At 40.2% G+C, this 13,722-nt stretch carries 13 protein-coding genes; 7 read left to right on the forward strand and 6 right to left on the reverse strand.

The genetic code is table 11. The features are described 5' to 3' along the window. Positions 1 to 45 precede the first annotated feature (45 nt). Positions 46 to 1,140 (forward strand): redox-regulated ATPase YchF, encoded by a 1,095-nt coding sequence (gene ychF, locus ATE92_RS11080; protein ID WP_100803776.1) that lies wholly within the window; start codon positions 46 to 48, stop codon positions 1,138 to 1,140. Position 1,141: 1 nt separating this feature from the next. Here ychF and ATE92_RS11085 read toward each other — a convergent pair whose 3' ends face one another. Beyond that, a complete protein-coding gene (locus ATE92_RS11085; protein WP_100803777.1) occupies positions 1,142 to 1,963 on the reverse strand; it encodes a phosphatase PAP2 family protein in 822 nt (273 codons plus the stop codon). Positions 1,964 to 2,181: 218 nt separating this feature from the next. Here ATE92_RS11085 and ATE92_RS11090 point away from each other — a divergent pair, with 218 nt between their 5' ends. Next, the gene (locus tag ATE92_RS11090) at positions 2,182 to 4,035 is read left to right on the forward strand and encodes a DNA topoisomerase IV subunit B (RefSeq protein ID WP_100803778.1); all 1,854 of its coding nucleotides are present in this window, start codon (positions 2,182 to 2,184) and stop codon (positions 4,033 to 4,035) included. Continuing rightward, the gene (locus ATE92_RS11095; protein WP_100803779.1) at positions 4,032 to 6,710 is read left to right on the forward strand and encodes a DNA gyrase/topoisomerase IV subunit A; all 2,679 of its coding nucleotides are present in this window, start codon (positions 4,032 to 4,034) and stop codon (positions 6,708 to 6,710) included. Before ATE92_RS11090 ends, ATE92_RS11095 begins: the two co-directional genes overlap by 4 nt. 21 nt (positions 6,711 to 6,731) lie before the next feature. Here ATE92_RS11095 and ATE92_RS11100 read toward each other — a convergent pair whose 3' ends face one another. Genes ATE92_RS11100 through ATE92_RS11110 form a run of 3 tightly spaced genes read right to left on the reverse strand, consistent with a single transcriptional unit; the run spans position 6,732 to position 8,369 of the window. Next, the gene (locus ATE92_RS11100) at positions 6,732 to 7,556 is read right to left on the reverse strand and encodes a TerC family protein (protein ID WP_100803780.1); all 825 of its coding nucleotides are present in this window, start codon (positions 7,554 to 7,556) and stop codon (positions 6,732 to 6,734) included. Beyond that, positions 7,556 to 7,927: a DNA topoisomerase IV gene (locus tag ATE92_RS11105; protein ID WP_100803781.1), complete on the reverse strand. Its 372-nt coding sequence runs from the start codon at positions 7,925 to 7,927 to the stop codon at positions 7,556 to 7,558. Before ATE92_RS11105 ends, ATE92_RS11100 begins: the two co-directional genes overlap by 1 nt. Positions 7,928 to 7,970: 43 nt before the next feature. Beyond that, positions 7,971 to 8,369 (reverse strand): helix-turn-helix transcriptional regulator, encoded by a 399-nt coding sequence (locus ATE92_RS11110; RefSeq protein ID WP_100803782.1) that lies wholly within the window; start codon positions 8,367 to 8,369, stop codon positions 7,971 to 7,973. Between the two features lie 293 nt (positions 8,370 to 8,662). Between ATE92_RS11110 and ATE92_RS11115 the strand changes: the two genes are divergently transcribed. Genes ATE92_RS11115 through ATE92_RS11125 form a run of 3 tightly spaced genes read left to right on the forward strand, consistent with a single transcriptional unit; the run spans position 8,663 to position 10,926 of the window. Continuing rightward, positions 8,663 to 9,814: a M14 family zinc carboxypeptidase gene (locus tag ATE92_RS11115; RefSeq protein WP_100803783.1), complete on the forward strand. Its 1,152-nt coding sequence runs from the start codon at positions 8,663 to 8,665 to the stop codon at positions 9,812 to 9,814. A gap of 53 nt (positions 9,815 to 9,867) precedes the next feature. After that, a complete protein-coding gene (locus ATE92_RS11120) occupies positions 9,868 to 10,353 on the forward strand; it encodes an Lrp/AsnC family transcriptional regulator (protein WP_100803784.1) in 486 nt (161 codons plus the stop codon). Positions 10,354 to 10,410: 57 nt separating this feature from the next. Beyond that, a complete protein-coding gene (locus tag ATE92_RS11125; RefSeq protein WP_100803785.1) occupies positions 10,411 to 10,926 on the forward strand; it encodes a DinB family protein in 516 nt (171 codons plus the stop codon). A 16-nt stretch (positions 10,927 to 10,942) separates the two neighbouring features. Here ATE92_RS11125 and ATE92_RS11130 read toward each other — a convergent pair whose 3' ends face one another. Together ATE92_RS11130 and aroB are read right to left on the reverse strand one after the other, a co-directional pair. Further along, entirely contained in the window at positions 10,943 to 11,323 is a 381-nt protein-coding gene (locus ATE92_RS11130; RefSeq protein WP_100803786.1) for a hypothetical protein, read from the reverse strand. Between the two features lie 79 nt (positions 11,324 to 11,402). Beyond that, positions 11,403 to 12,473, reverse strand: coding sequence for a 3-dehydroquinate synthase (gene aroB, locus ATE92_RS11135; RefSeq protein ID WP_100803787.1), 1,071 nt, complete (start codon positions 12,471 to 12,473; stop codon positions 11,403 to 11,405). Between the two features lie 72 nt (positions 12,474 to 12,545). Between aroB and ATE92_RS11140 the strand changes: the two genes are divergently transcribed. Next, positions 12,546 to 13,718, forward strand: coding sequence for a proline dehydrogenase family protein (locus ATE92_RS11140; RefSeq protein ID WP_100803788.1), 1,173 nt, complete (start codon positions 12,546 to 12,548; stop codon positions 13,716 to 13,718). Positions 13,719 to 13,722: the final 4 nt, after the last annotated feature.

A 13,722-nucleotide genomic window follows, 5' to 3' on the forward strand; every position in this document is an offset into this window, starting at 1 on the left:
ATTGAAGCATTTATTGCTTCTGAAGGATTTCAAAAATTACCGAATATGAAAGCAGGAATCGTAGGATTGCCAAACGTAGGAAAGTCAACACTTTTTAATTGCTTATCGAATGCAAAGGCGCAAAGCGCCAACTTTCCTTTTTGTACCATCGAACCCAACATTGGTGTGGTTAATGTTCCCGATAGCAGGTTGGTGAAGTTGGAAGAATTGGTAAAGCCAGAACGTGTATTGCCTGCCACAGTTGAAATAGTTGATATTGCAGGATTGGTGAAGGGAGCCAGCAAAGGTGAAGGATTGGGAAATCAATTTCTTGGGAATATTCGCGAAACCGATGCTATTTTACATGTGCTACGTTGTTTCGACAACGACAATATTGTACATGTAGACGGAAGTGTAAATCCTGTACGAGATAAGGAAACCATTGATATAGAACTGCAATTGAAGGATCTGGATACTACCGACAAGAAACTAGAGAAGGTAAAACGAGCAGCGAGAACAGGAAATAAAGAGGCAATAAAAGAGGAGGTAGCCTTGCAAAAAGTAAAACAAGGTCTGGAGGCAGGAATTTCGGTGCGAGCCATTACGCTTACCGAAACAGAGCGCGAGGAATTTATTGAACCGATGCAATACATTACAGACAAGCCTGTGATGTATGTGTGCAATGTAGATGAAGAAGCTGCGGCGACCGGAAATGACTATGTCGAGAAAGTAAAAGCAGCGGTTGCCGGTGAAAATGCCGAAGTGATCGTACTTGCAGTAGGTACCGAAGCCGATATCACCGAATTGGAAACCTTCGAAGAGCGACAAATGTTTTTGGAAGATCTGGGATTGCAAGAACCGGGATCGGCGAAATTAATTCGGGGAGCGTATAAATTATTAAATCTTCAAACCTATTTTACCGCAGGAGTGAAAGAAGTGCGTGCCTGGACAATTCCCGTTGGGTCTACTGCACCACAGGCAGCCGGTGTTATTCACACCGACTTCGAAAAAGGATTTATTCGCGCTGAGGTTATAAAGTACAGTGACTACGTCAACTACGGCAGTGAGGCCAAAGTAAAAGAGGCAGGTAAGATGGGCGTTGAAGGAAAAGAATACATTGTACAGGATGGTGATGTAATGCACTTCCGATTTAATGTATAATTTAGAAAGTTAATCGCAGAGCCATTCCTCGATATTCATCACCAGTAAGGCTCATTCCAGTAGTAGGATACACCTGAACGTTTTCGTTTTTCTTTTTGTGTAATTCGGGAACCAAAATTCCGGTTGCAGCTCCCAACACATATCCCAAAGTTACATCGGTTAAGAAATGCTGTCCTGCTTCAATTCGTAAGTATGCAACAGATGCAGGAATGGCGGCAGCTCCTGCCCAAACCCAAAATTTACCCGATGCGTCCGGATTAAAATCACTATACACTTTCGCGGCAAAAAAGGTAGCGGTCGCAGAAGCAGCAACGTGTCCTGCATAAAACGAGCGTTGGCCGTTGTTAGACATCCTTCTTCCCAGTGAAGTATCTCCACTGTCATCGTACACATATGGACGTGACCTATCTATTAATCCCGCAGTAAATGTATACATGGTTGCAGTTGTGGCCAGTGTTTCAACATACAAAAGCAGTACCTGACCCGTATTGTCATTTATTTCATCATCAAATAAAAGAATGAGTGGGGAGGCAAAAGAAAAGGCAAAAGGCATGTCGCTTAATTTACTGGCAGTTTCAGAATGATTTCCGGCAGCCCAGCGATCAATACTATTGATATCCTCGATATTGAGATTGTTGAACTCTTCCATGGTCATGTCATCCTTATTCTGGATGATTAACAGCCCTCCGGCACTTCCAAGAAGTCCGGCACCGGTCCAGATACCGTCTGTTGTCCAATCCCATTCATACGGTGATGAAGCAGATTGAGCGTTGATCAATGTATACGTAAAAAGTATTGCGAATAGTAGTGTTAGTTTTTTCATGAATTAAATATAGTTTGCTTCCTCAACCAAAGATTTTCATTTAACAATTTATTAGATAAACTTTGGGTTAAGTTTTGGAAAGGGGAGTTTTATTTGTTAAAAAAATCTAAGAAAATCTTACTAACAATTGAGGCTTCCCATTTGTTAATTACTTTACCGCATTTGGGTTTCAATTTTGTAGGTGAACCCCTATATTTATCGACCATTCACAAGACTTTATGGCAGAAACACAATATACCGAAGAGAACATACGCTCGCTGGATTGGAAGGAGCATATTCGTATGCGTCCCGGCATGTACATTGGAAAGCTGGGGGATGGTTCTACACCCGATGACGGCATCTATATTTTACTGAAAGAAGTGATCGATAACTGCATCGATGAATTTGTAATGGGGGCCGGAAAAACCATTGAAATTCGAATAAAAGACAAAGAAGTAAAAGTTCGTGATTTCGGACGAGGAATTCCGTTGGGAAAAGTAGTCGACGTAGTTTCCAAAATGAATACCGGAGGAAAATACGATTCCAAAGCGTTTAAGAAATCGGTTGGACTCAACGGAGTGGGAACAAAGGCAGTTAATGCGTTGTCTGCGTTTTTTCGGGTAGAATCGGTTCGGGACAATCAGTTAAAGTATGCCGAGTTTTCTCAAGGTGAGCTTACTGAAAATCCCGAAATAGAAGAAACCACCAAACGTAAAGGAACCAAAGTGATTTTTGTTCCGGACGAAACTATTTTTAAGAATTACAAATACCGAAGCGAGTACGTTGCAAAAATGCTGAAGAACTATGTGTATCTCAATCCGGGGCTTACCATTGACTTTAACGGCGAAAAATTCTTTTCGGAAAACGGTCTCAAAGACTTGTTGGAAGACAACATTTCTTCCGAAGATATGCTTTATCCGGTGATTCACCTTCGCGGCGATGACATTGAAATAGCTCTCACACATAGTAAAACACAGTACAGCGAAGAATACCACAGTTTTGTAAACGGACAAAATACTACACAAGGTGGGACCCATTTGGCGGCTTTTCGGGAAAGTTTGGTAAAAACCATTCGCGAATTCTACGGAAAAAACTACGAAGCCAGCGATATCCGTAAATCGGTTGTTTCTGCCATAAGCATTAAAGTAACAGAACCTGTTTTTGAGAGTCAGACGAAAACAAAACTGGGCTCCACCGATATGGGAGGCGGGTTACCAACTGTACGTACTTTTATCAACGATTTTATAAAAACCCAACTCGATAACTTTCTACACAAAAATCCCGATACTGCCGAAAAGATTCAGCGAAAAATAATGCAGGCTGAGCGGGAGCGGAAGGAACTTTCGGGAATTAGAAAATTGGCAAAGGATCGTGCCAAAAAGGCCAATCTTCACAATAAAAAGCTTCGGGACTGCCGAGTGCATCTGGGAGACCTTAAAAACGAACGCAATCTGGAATCGACCTTGTTTATTACCGAGGGAGATTCGGCGAGTGGAAGTATCACAAAAAGTCGGGATGTGAATACGCAGGCGGTTTTCAGCCTAAAGGGAAAGCCTTTAAACAGCTACGGACTCTCAAAAAAGATCGTGTACGAGAACGAGGAATTCAATTTGTTGCAGGCCGCACTCAATATTGAAGAGTCTATGGAGGACCTTCGGTACAACAATATTGTAATTGCCACCGATGCCGATGTGGATGGAATGCACATAAGGCTGTTGCTTATCACTTTTTTCCTTCAGTTTTTTCCTGAAGTAATTAAAGAAGGGCATTTGTACATACTGCAAACGCCGTTATTCAGGGTACGCAATAAAAAAGAAACCATTTATTGCTATTCCGAAGAAGAACGTGTAAACGCCATCGAAAAGCTAAAGCCCAAACCTGAAATCACCCGCTTTAAAGGACTTGGGGAAATCTCTCCGGATGAGTTTGTACATTTTATAGGAGCAGATATCAGGCTGGATCCGGTGATGCTCGACAAATCTATGAGTATTGAAGAGCTGTTGTCTTTCTATATGGGCAAGAATACTCCGGACCGACAAGAATTTATTATCAATAATTTGAAAGTTGAACTTGACAGAGTGGACGTACAATGAGTGAAGAGCTTGACAACAACGAAGAACCAATAAATAAAACTCCCGATTATCTGGGAGAGAACGAAGATACCAGCGGGGAAACCATCACTAAGGTTACCGGCATGTTTAGGGATTGGTTTCTGGACTATGCCAGTTATGTAATTCTGGAACGTGCGGTGCCGGCCATAGAAGACGGTTTTAAGCCTGTACAACGCCGAATCATGCACTCCATGAAAGATCTGGACGATGGTCGCTATAACAAGGTGGCGAACATTGTGGGACATACCATGCAGTACCATCCGCACGGTGATGCCAGTATCGCAGACGCCATGGTACAAATAGGGCAGAAGGACCTGCTCATCGATACACAAGGGAACTGGGGAAATATATTGACAGGGGATCGTGCTGCAGCTTCACGATATATTGAAGCGCGTTTGTCTAAGTTTGCGTTGGATGTTGTCTACAATCCTAAAATAACAGGGTGGCAGGCTTCTTACGACGGAAGAAAGAAGGAACCTATCAACCTTCCGGTGATGTTCCCATTGTTGTTGGCACAAGGAGCCGAAGGAATTGCAGTGGGGCTTTCCACAAAAATTCTTCCGCATAACTTTTTGGAACTTATTGATGCTTCTATAAAACACCTTCAAGGAAAACGCTTTACGTTGTTCCCGGATTTCCCAACCGGCGGAATTGTAGATATTGAAAATTACCAGGATGGACTCCGTGGCGGAAAAGTTCGTAGTAGAGCACGTATCAATCAGTTGGACAAAAACACCTTGGTGATTACCGAAATACCCTTTGGAACCAATACATCTTCATTGATTGACAGCATTTTAAAGGCCAATGATAAAGGAAAAATAAAACTCAAAAAGATAGAAGACAATACCGCTGCTGAGGTTGAGATACTCATTCATCTTCCGGGCGGAATTTCACCCGATAAGACCATCGATGCCTTGTATGCCTTTACGGCTTGCGAGACTTCAATTTCACCCCTGGGCTGTGTCATCGAGGACAACAGACCTCTGTTTATTGGAGTTTCTGAAATGTTGCGAAGATCGACGGATCGCACTGTTGAATTGCTGAAAAGTGAGTTGGAAATTCAGTTGCACGAACTGGAAGAACAATGGCATTATGCCTCCTTAGAACGAATCTTCATTGAAAATCGCGTCTATCGCGATATTGAAGAAGAGGAAACATGGGAAGGAGTGATTGCAGCCATCGACAAAGGATTACAACCCCATATCAAACATTTGAAGCGTCCCGTCACCGAAGACGACATTGTTCGACTTACCGAAATCAGGATTAAACGTATATCAAAATTCGACATAGACAAGGCACAGCAAAAGATTGATTCGCTGGAAGATCAGATTGCACAGGTGAAGCATCACTTGAGCAATTTAATTGAATATTCTATCGACTATTTTAAACGCTTGAAAAAGGAATACGGGGCAGGCAAGGAACGTAAGAGTGAGATTAGAGTCTTTGACGATATAGAAGCCACCAAAGTTGTTATTCGAAATACCAAGCTCTATGTAAACAGGGAAGAAGGCTTTGTAGGTACCAGTTTGAAGCGTGATGAATACGTGACAGATTGCAGCGATATTGATGATATTATTGTCTTTACGGAAGACGGTACCATGATGGTCACCAAGGTAGATGCCAAAACCTTTGTTGGAAAAGGAATATTACACGTTGCGGTCTTTAAGAAGAAAGACAAGCGTACCATCTACAATATGATCTATAAGGATGGGCTACGCGGTCCTACCTATGTAAAGCGTTTTGCAGTTACTTCCATAACCCGCGACAAAGAATACGACCTTACGGCAGGTAATAAAGGTTCTAAGGTGCTTTATTTCACCGATAACCCAAATGGCGAAGCCGAAGTGGTAACAGTGCTATTACGGCAGTCCGGAAGCATTAAAAAGCTAAAATTCGATTTAGACTTTGCCGATTTACTAGTAAAAGGACGTGCTTCCAAAGGAAACATAGTAACAAAGCATCCCGTAAAACGTATTGAGCTCAAAGAAAAAGGCTTGTCAACGCTAAAACCCCGAAAGATTTGGTTCGATGATACTGTTCAAAGATTGAATGTAGACGAAAGAGGCGAGTTGTTGGGCGAATTTACCAAGGAAGATCGTTTGCTTATTATCAATCAGAAGGGGATGGTTAAAACCGTAATTCCGGATTTGACACTGCGTTTTGATGACGACATGATTGTTTTGGAGAAATGGGACCCTAAAAAACCAATTTCGGCGATATACTGGGAAGGCGAAAAGGAATTATTTTATGTGAAACGTTTTTTAATCGATAATCCCGATAGAGACGAGTCCATTATCACCGAGCATCCTAAGTCGTATTTGGAACGTGTATTTACCGACTACCGACCTGTCACCGAAGTGGTTTTTGTAAAAGACAGAGGTAAAGACCGAAAAGACAATCTGGAAATCAATTTGGAGGAATTTATTGCGGTAAAAGGAATTACCGCTATGGGGAATCAGCTTACCAAAGAAAAAGTACTTGAGATAAATCCGTTAGAGTCCTTGCCTTATGAAGCGCCCGAGCCTGTTCCTGCAGAGGAAATAGACGTAGTGGACGAGGAAGATGTATCGGCCGATGATGCTTCAAACGATAATGATACTACAGGAGATGACCAGGAACCACCAATCGACGAAGAAGGGCAGACGATGTTGTTTTAGGCTATTGTTAACCCTGAATTACTAATCCTCTTTTTCTTCTTCAATATGAGACACAATCTCACTGGTTGTTTTGCGATACTTCATGTTTAAAAATTCAATAAACAATGAGAAAGCGATAGTGAAATAGAGATAGCCCTTTGGAATAACTCCAATTTCATTTCCAAATACTACCAAATGAGAAAGATGTGCGCCTTCAGCAATTAGCATAAAGCCGATTAAAATTAAGAAAGCCAAGCCCAACAACTGAACAGTTGGGTGTTTTGTTACAAATTTCCCTACCGGATTAGCAAAAATCATCATGACCAATACCGAAATTACTACAGCAATGACCATTATGACCAACGCATCGGTTGGATTGTCGCTTATTCCATTGGTCATTCCCACAGCTGTAAGGATTGAATCGAAGGAGAAAACGATGTTGATAAGACAAATTTGAAGGATTGCTTTGTTTAAAGACGTTGCGCGACTCTTTTTTACTTCCCGCGCGTCATGTCCTTTATCTTCAACCTTTTCGTGAATTTCACTCGTACTTTTGTACAGTAAAAAGAGTCCTCCCACAAAGAGAATAAGGCCTTGACCGCTAATTCCGGCTTTAATCCACGACAAATCAATATGCCAGAAAGGAGCTTCCATGGCAACGAGCCATGAAATACCAAATAGCAATACAATTCGAATAAGCATGGCCAAAAATAATCCGATATTCGTCGCTTTCTTTTGGAGTTTTTCAGGTAGTTTGCTGGCTGCAAGCGAGATAAATATGATGTTGTCTATCCCTAAGATAATTTCTAAAAAGGTAAGTGTGAATAGCGCTACCAGTGCATCCGGAGAGGTTAGAATTTCGAACATTAGTCTGTTTTATTAACGGTTCCTTTTTGTTTTTTTGTTTCTCCCACCACGTTGTACTCAAAAGTGTAAGTATTCCCCTTAGTGGTAAGAATTTTCATGTGAATAGCCTTTTCTTCAGACAGGTTTCGCGGATTCAATTTTTTTACGATGTACTCGCAATCGTTTATCCAGCGTATGGAAGAAGTATCGGCCTTGCCTCTAAAATAATCAATTTCAATAGAATCTTTACGTACAAAGGTTGTGGTAAGTAATTCTGTCCCAACAATTGCTTCAAATTCGAATGTGCCTGTTCTAAAATTATTGCAATTGCGTTCTACCTCATAGCAGCCGGTTACAGTAAAGAAGAGAAAGAAAGCTAAAACAATTCGCATGTAGCAGATTTTATGCGAATTTCTGAAAAATTACTGAAAATCTTTAGTTTTCATAGGTCTTAAAACTGCCGTCCTTATAAAAAATCACTATTCGCTCTATATCTTGCTGATTTTTAGAATTTTCTGAAATTGAACGATTTTCGAGGTTTTTTTTAGCTTCTAAGGAAACCTTATTATTTGGAATATTCGGAGTAGGGGCTATTTGCTCTTTCGCGTCGACCGGAAAAGTTCCTTTTCCATTTAACAACCAATACAATTCTACTTCCGGAAACTGTTGTACAACTTTCATTACAAATTCCAAACTGGGTTTATTTCTACCTGAAAGAAGGTGCGAAATAGTAGAGCGATTAAAGTCGATGGCCTCCGAAAAAGCAGTGGCGGACAACCCGTAATAATCGAGTATTTTTTCCAATCTTTTTGCGAAATCCGTACTGTTTACCATTGTAACTTGCTGTTTGTTCTTCTAACGGTTACAAATGTAAATTATTACCAAAGCATACACAAGTTTAACAGGTTAGGAATATATAAAATATTAAATTATTACTTTATTAAAGTCATGATAATTCATTGAAATAAAGCAAAATAAGACAACAAAATTAAAAAATTAATTTTTTAATCATTTATTTGTTGTCAAACGTCACATTTCGTTTACAAAAAGCACCAAAATCAATACAATTGCGTGTTTACATTTGTAAACACCGCTTTGTTTACCTTTGTAAATACACAGTTACAGCTATGGAAATAACCACCTGGTATTCTTCACATTTTGAGCATCAACTTAAGGGTCGTTATATTACACTCGAACATATTTTTCCACTACTCGAAAAGTATAAAAGTTTATACTCTGTTGAGGTGGTTGGAACTTCCGAAATGGGTCATGATATTTCAATGCTGAAAGTTGGATCGGGAAATAAAATCGTGTTGGCCTGGTCTCAAATGCACGGAAATGAAGCTACAACCACCAAGGCAATTTTCGATTTTCTGAAGTTTTTGAGTCAGAAGCAGCATTTTATAACCGAAATAGAGCAATTTTTAGAGACGTTTACAATTTATATACTACCATTGCTCAATCCGGATGGTGCCCAACGCTATACGCGTGAGAATGCCAATTCTGTTGATTTAAATAGAGATGCACACAAATTAACCCAACGGGAAAGCAAAATTTTACACGCTGTGTTTAAAAAGGTTGCTCCTGAATTGTGCTTGAATCTGCACGATCAGAGGACTATTTATGGATTGGATACCGGATTACCGGCTACGATTTCATTTTTGGCACCTGCAGCCGATAAAGAACGCCGTATCACACCATCTCGGAAAATAGCGATGGAAGCCATTGTTAGAATGTACCACTCCTTACAACACCACATCCCGGGGCAGGTTGGGAGGTATGACGATACCTTTAACGTGAATTGTGTGGGGGATACTTTTCAAAAAGCCGGTGTGCCAACCATTCTCTTTGAGGCCGGGCATTATCGAGGAGATTATATGCGTGAAAAATCCAGAGAATTTATCTTTTATGCCTTTTTGGAGTTGTTTGAAATTTTTGACAATAAAAGTGAATCGATAAACTATATGCATTATTTCGAGATTCCTGAGAACAAGGTAAACTACAAGGATATTATTCTTCGCAACGTACGGTATAACAATAGCGACAGTCCTTCGGCAATAGCAATACAATTTTCTGAAATTCTCGTTGAAAACACCGTCGAGTTTCAACCGCATATTGACGCGGTAGGCGATTTGGATAATTTTATAGGACATTTCGAAATTGACGGCGAAGGGGCTTCAGTATTAGTAAATTCTCAAGAAAACGTCTTTGTTGGAGATAAAGTTTTGGATATTGTTAACAAAATGGACGATTCGGTAGTATATTTTCCGAATAAATAGTTTTTTATTGCTGAAAACGGATTATTTTTGCAGGATACAAAATATTCCAATTCATGGCAAAATTTAAACTAGACGATACGGATCATCAGATTCTCGATATGTTAATTGAAAATACAAGAACTCCTTTTACCGATATAGCGAAAAAGCTTGAAATATCGGCAGGGACAGTTCATGTGCGTGTAAAGAAGATGGAGGAGGCCGGGATTATTACTGGTTCTTCACTAACCCTCGATTATCAAAAATTAGGTTATTCCTTTATAGCCTATGTAGGTATATTTCTGAATAAAACTTCTCAAACCCAGTTTGTACTGGAACGAATTAATGAAATTCCTTATGTAACGGTTGCTCACGTCACAACCGGAAAATTTAATATTTTTTGTAAAATTCGTGCCCGTGATACCACTCATGCCAAGGAAATTATCTATCAAATAGACGATATTGAAGGCGTGACCCGTACCGAAACTATGATTTCTTTGGAAGAAAGTATCAACGATAAAAAACGCTTGATGCATTCGGTTTTTAAAAATATAAAAAAGTAAAATTAGTGACAACCCCTTGAAATTCGAGGGGTTTTTTAATTATAAAAATTTTGTCGCATGAAAGTTTCAGACCTCTCCCAGACCGAATTCTCTGCTTATTTTGAAAGATACCTGGCTCAGGTAGCCGGTATTGATTTATTAGTAGCACTTGAAACCGGACTAGCCAGCATGCAGTCATTTTTTAAAGCAATCCCCGAGGACAAACTCGAATTCCGATATGCTGAGGGCAAGTGGACCCCAAAAGATATTTTATTGCATTTAATAGATTGTGAACGTGTCTTCTGCTATCGCGCATTGCAATTTGCCAGAGCCGAAAATGTTTCGTTAAGCGGATTTGATGAAAACGAATTTGCCGATAATTCAAATGCAAATACCAGGAGCCGTGAAAATTTACTCGACGAATATGCAGCGGTGCGAAAAGCAAGCCTGTTATTATTCAGGAGTTTTAATGATGAGACCTTGCTACGCACAGGAAAATCAAGTAACAATGTATTATCGGTTAGGGCAGCAGGCTTTATTATTGCCGGTCACGAGAAGCATCATTGTCAAATTATTACAGAAAGATATTTATAGAATAATAGCCGACCGATTATTCTTCTTCGCTCCGACTTTTTTTAACCTCTGAATCCTCATCGAGATCCTCGTCCAGGTCGGGTTCCAGGTCATCGTCGATACCTTCCAGTTCGTCATCGAGTTTCCCTTTTTCGGGAATTTCAACAATAGGCTCGTTGAAATCGGCATCATCATAATCATCTTCATCATAATTTGCCATGGTTATCTCTAATCGGGAGCTTACTTTCACCAAATAAATAGCATCTTCGGTGCGAACTTCAACTGCTTCTACTGTTTCATTTTTAGCATTTTTAAAAGTAATCACTTGATCATCGTCGTAGCCATCGGGATACTTTTCGACCAATAAGGAAAGTATTTCCGGGGTAAGCTTTCTGTAATCAACAATTATTCGTTTCATAAGTTCGGAGGCAATTGATGGTTTGTGGATTTAAAACTACTAAAAAATCGAAGCCAACAAATTTTTTAGCTGTAAATTTTTAATAATTTTTATAAAAATCAAATGCCTTGTAAATTAATCCATTAGGGACTTCACAGTTTATTTTATGAATTCCGATGTCGCTTAGAAGGATAAAATAGACCTTTCCGTGTGAGTTTTTTTTGTCGAATTTTAGTAAAGTAAGAATCGAATCGATGTCCTTTTCATCAAAAGTTACCTTCGGAAAGTGATGCAGAATCGTTTGTGTGGCATCGTTTAGCTTTTGCTTAGGAAAGCCTAACATTTCCGAGGAAATATAGGTCGCCAAAATCAAGCCAATCGCAATGGCTTCTCCGTGTAACAGTGGCTTCCGATGCGGTAAGTCCATAAAATACGACTCGATGGCATGACCCAATGTATGGCCATAATTAAGTGTTTTTCGAAGCCCTTGTTCATTAGGATCGTTGGTAACGACTTGGTTTTTAATTTCAACCGACTCCCAAATAAGGGCGGTCATTCTTTCAAGTTCACTGCTGTCGAAGGTTTTCACCTTTTCCCAATATGCTTCGGAAGAAATGAGTCCGTGTTTTAACATTTCGGCCAGGCCTGAAGTAATTTCAGTTTCGGGAAGGGTTTGTAGAAAGTGAGTATCGATAAAGACAGCATATGGATTTTTAATAACCCCAATCTGATTTTTAAGAGAGCCCAGATCCACTCCGTTTTTCCCACCAACCGAAGCATCGACCATGGCAAGGAGCGAAGTTGGAATGTTGATAAACTCAATTCCTCTTTTAAAAGTGCATGCCACAAATCCGCCAAGATCGGTGACCACACCACCTCCAAGATTTATGAGTATACTTTTTCTATCAGCTCCTTTGGTAGACAGTTCATCCCAAAGCTGTGTACAGCTAGCAATATTTTTATAGGCTTCCCCATTCGGAATTTCAAGAATGTCCAATCTTTCATCGGTGTTCAGATGCTCTAAGAAGTAGGGAAGGCAGTATTTTCGGGTATTTTCATCTGTAAGAATAAAAATACTCGAAGGTTGCAACTCCGTAAGTTGCGTATTTAAAACTTTCCAAAGTGCATCGTTGCAATATACAGAGCCTCTTTCTTTCTTAATAATTTTCATGGGAATGATTAATGATTCATAGTTTAAAGAGATGTCAAATCTAACTATATTTGCATAGACTTTTTTCAATTTATGATATCAAATTCCCTTTTTGACAATACCGAAACAGCTTTTGCGCTAAAAAGTGATTCGGAATTGGAGCGTGCCTATTTTTTATTCAAAATGATCGCGAATGAACCCCTGGTTCGAATTGGCACAGCAGCAACTAAGTTTGCACTTAACCTCAATCTTCCGGTAGAAGGACTTATACGTTCAACGGTGTTCGATCACTTTTGCGGGGGAGTGAATGAAAAGGACTGTATGAGTACTGTGGAAAGTCTAATGAGTGCGGGAGTACATGCCGTACTCGATTATTCGGTGGAAGGAAAAGAAGAGGAAGTGCAGTTTGATGCTACCATGCAAAAGGTCGTGGAGCTCACACTTTTTGCCGAAAAAAAATCGACCATGCCTTTTTCGGTATTTAAACCCACGGGTTTCGGCCGCTTTAAAATTTGGCAGAAAATTACTGAAAAGCAAGCCTTAACTCCTTCCGAAACCGAAGAGTGGGAGCGGATCGTCGAGCGATACGATACCGTATGTAAAACGGCACACGATTGTACCATTTCCTTGCTTATTGACGGGGAAGAATCGTGGATGCAGGACGCAGCAGACGATTTGTGTGAAAAAATGATGGAGCAGTACAACAAATCACGCCCCATCGTTTTTAATACCCTGCAATGCTACCGTTGGGACCGATTGGATTATCTGAAAGCAGCTCATAAGCGAGCTAAAGCCAAAGGATATAAACTGGGCTTTAAAGTGGTTCGTGGCGCCTATATGGAAATGGAGAACGATAGGGCAGAAGAGAAGGGATATGATAGTCCTATTTGCGCGAGTAAAAAGGCAACCGATGATAATTTTAACGCGGTAATGGGGTATATTTTAGATAATTTGGAGGATATATCACTGTTTCTTGGAACGCATAACGAATCCAGTAGTTATCTGTGTATGGAGATTATGGAAGCCAAGGAACTTTCAAAAAATGACCCGCGTATATGGTTTGGGCAACTGTATGGTATGAGTGATCATATTAGTTACAACCTTGCCAAGGCAGGATATAATGTGGCCAAATACATTCCTTTTGGGCCTGTAAAAGACGTGATGCCTTATTTAATACGTAGGGCCGAAGAAAATACATCGGTGGCGGGGCAGACCAGCCGGGAACTTACTTTGCTAAAAAAGGAGAAGGAGCGGAGGGGGTTGTAATTTA

It is taken from the genome of Ulvibacter sp. MAR_2010_11 (assembly GCF_002813135.1).
Classification (GTDB): Bacteria; Bacteroidota; Bacteroidia; order Flavobacteriales; family Flavobacteriaceae; genus Altibacter.

Bases quoted from the DNA above. Each gene is read 5' to 3' on its own strand.
- ychF (WP_100803776.1), top strand. From the start codon at position 46: ATGAAAGCAGGAATCGTAGGATTGCCAAACGTAGGAAAGTCAACACTT.
- ATE92_RS11085 (WP_100803777.1), bottom strand. From the start codon at position 1,963: ATGAAAAAACTAACACTACTATTCGCAATACTTTTTACGTATACATTG.
- ATE92_RS11090 (WP_100803778.1), top strand. From the start codon at position 2,182: ATGGCAGAAACACAATATACCGAAGAGAACATACGCTCGCTGGATTGG.
- ATE92_RS11095 (WP_100803779.1), top strand. From the start codon at position 4,032: ATGAGTGAAGAGCTTGACAACAACGAAGAACCAATAAATAAAACTCCC.
- ATE92_RS11100 (WP_100803780.1), bottom strand. From the start codon at position 7,556: ATGTTCGAAATTCTAACCTCTCCGGATGCACTGGTAGCGCTATTCACA.
- ATE92_RS11105 (WP_100803781.1), bottom strand. From the start codon at position 7,927: ATGCGAATTGTTTTAGCTTTCTTTCTCTTCTTTACTGTAACCGGCTGC.
- ATE92_RS11110 (WP_100803782.1), bottom strand. From the start codon at position 8,369: ATGGTAAACAGTACGGATTTCGCAAAAAGATTGGAAAAAATACTCGAT.
- ATE92_RS11115 (WP_100803783.1), top strand. From the start codon at position 8,663: ATGGAAATAACCACCTGGTATTCTTCACATTTTGAGCATCAACTTAAG.
- ATE92_RS11120 (WP_100803784.1), top strand. From the start codon at position 9,868: ATGGCAAAATTTAAACTAGACGATACGGATCATCAGATTCTCGATATG.
- ATE92_RS11125 (WP_100803785.1), top strand. From the start codon at position 10,411: ATGAAAGTTTCAGACCTCTCCCAGACCGAATTCTCTGCTTATTTTGAA.
- ATE92_RS11130 (WP_100803786.1), bottom strand. From the start codon at position 11,323: ATGAAACGAATAATTGTTGATTACAGAAAGCTTACCCCGGAAATACTT.
- aroB (WP_100803787.1), bottom strand. From the start codon at position 12,473: ATGAAAATTATTAAGAAAGAAAGAGGCTCTGTATATTGCAACGATGCA.
- ATE92_RS11140 (WP_100803788.1), top strand. From the start codon at position 12,546: ATGATATCAAATTCCCTTTTTGACAATACCGAAACAGCTTTTGCGCTA.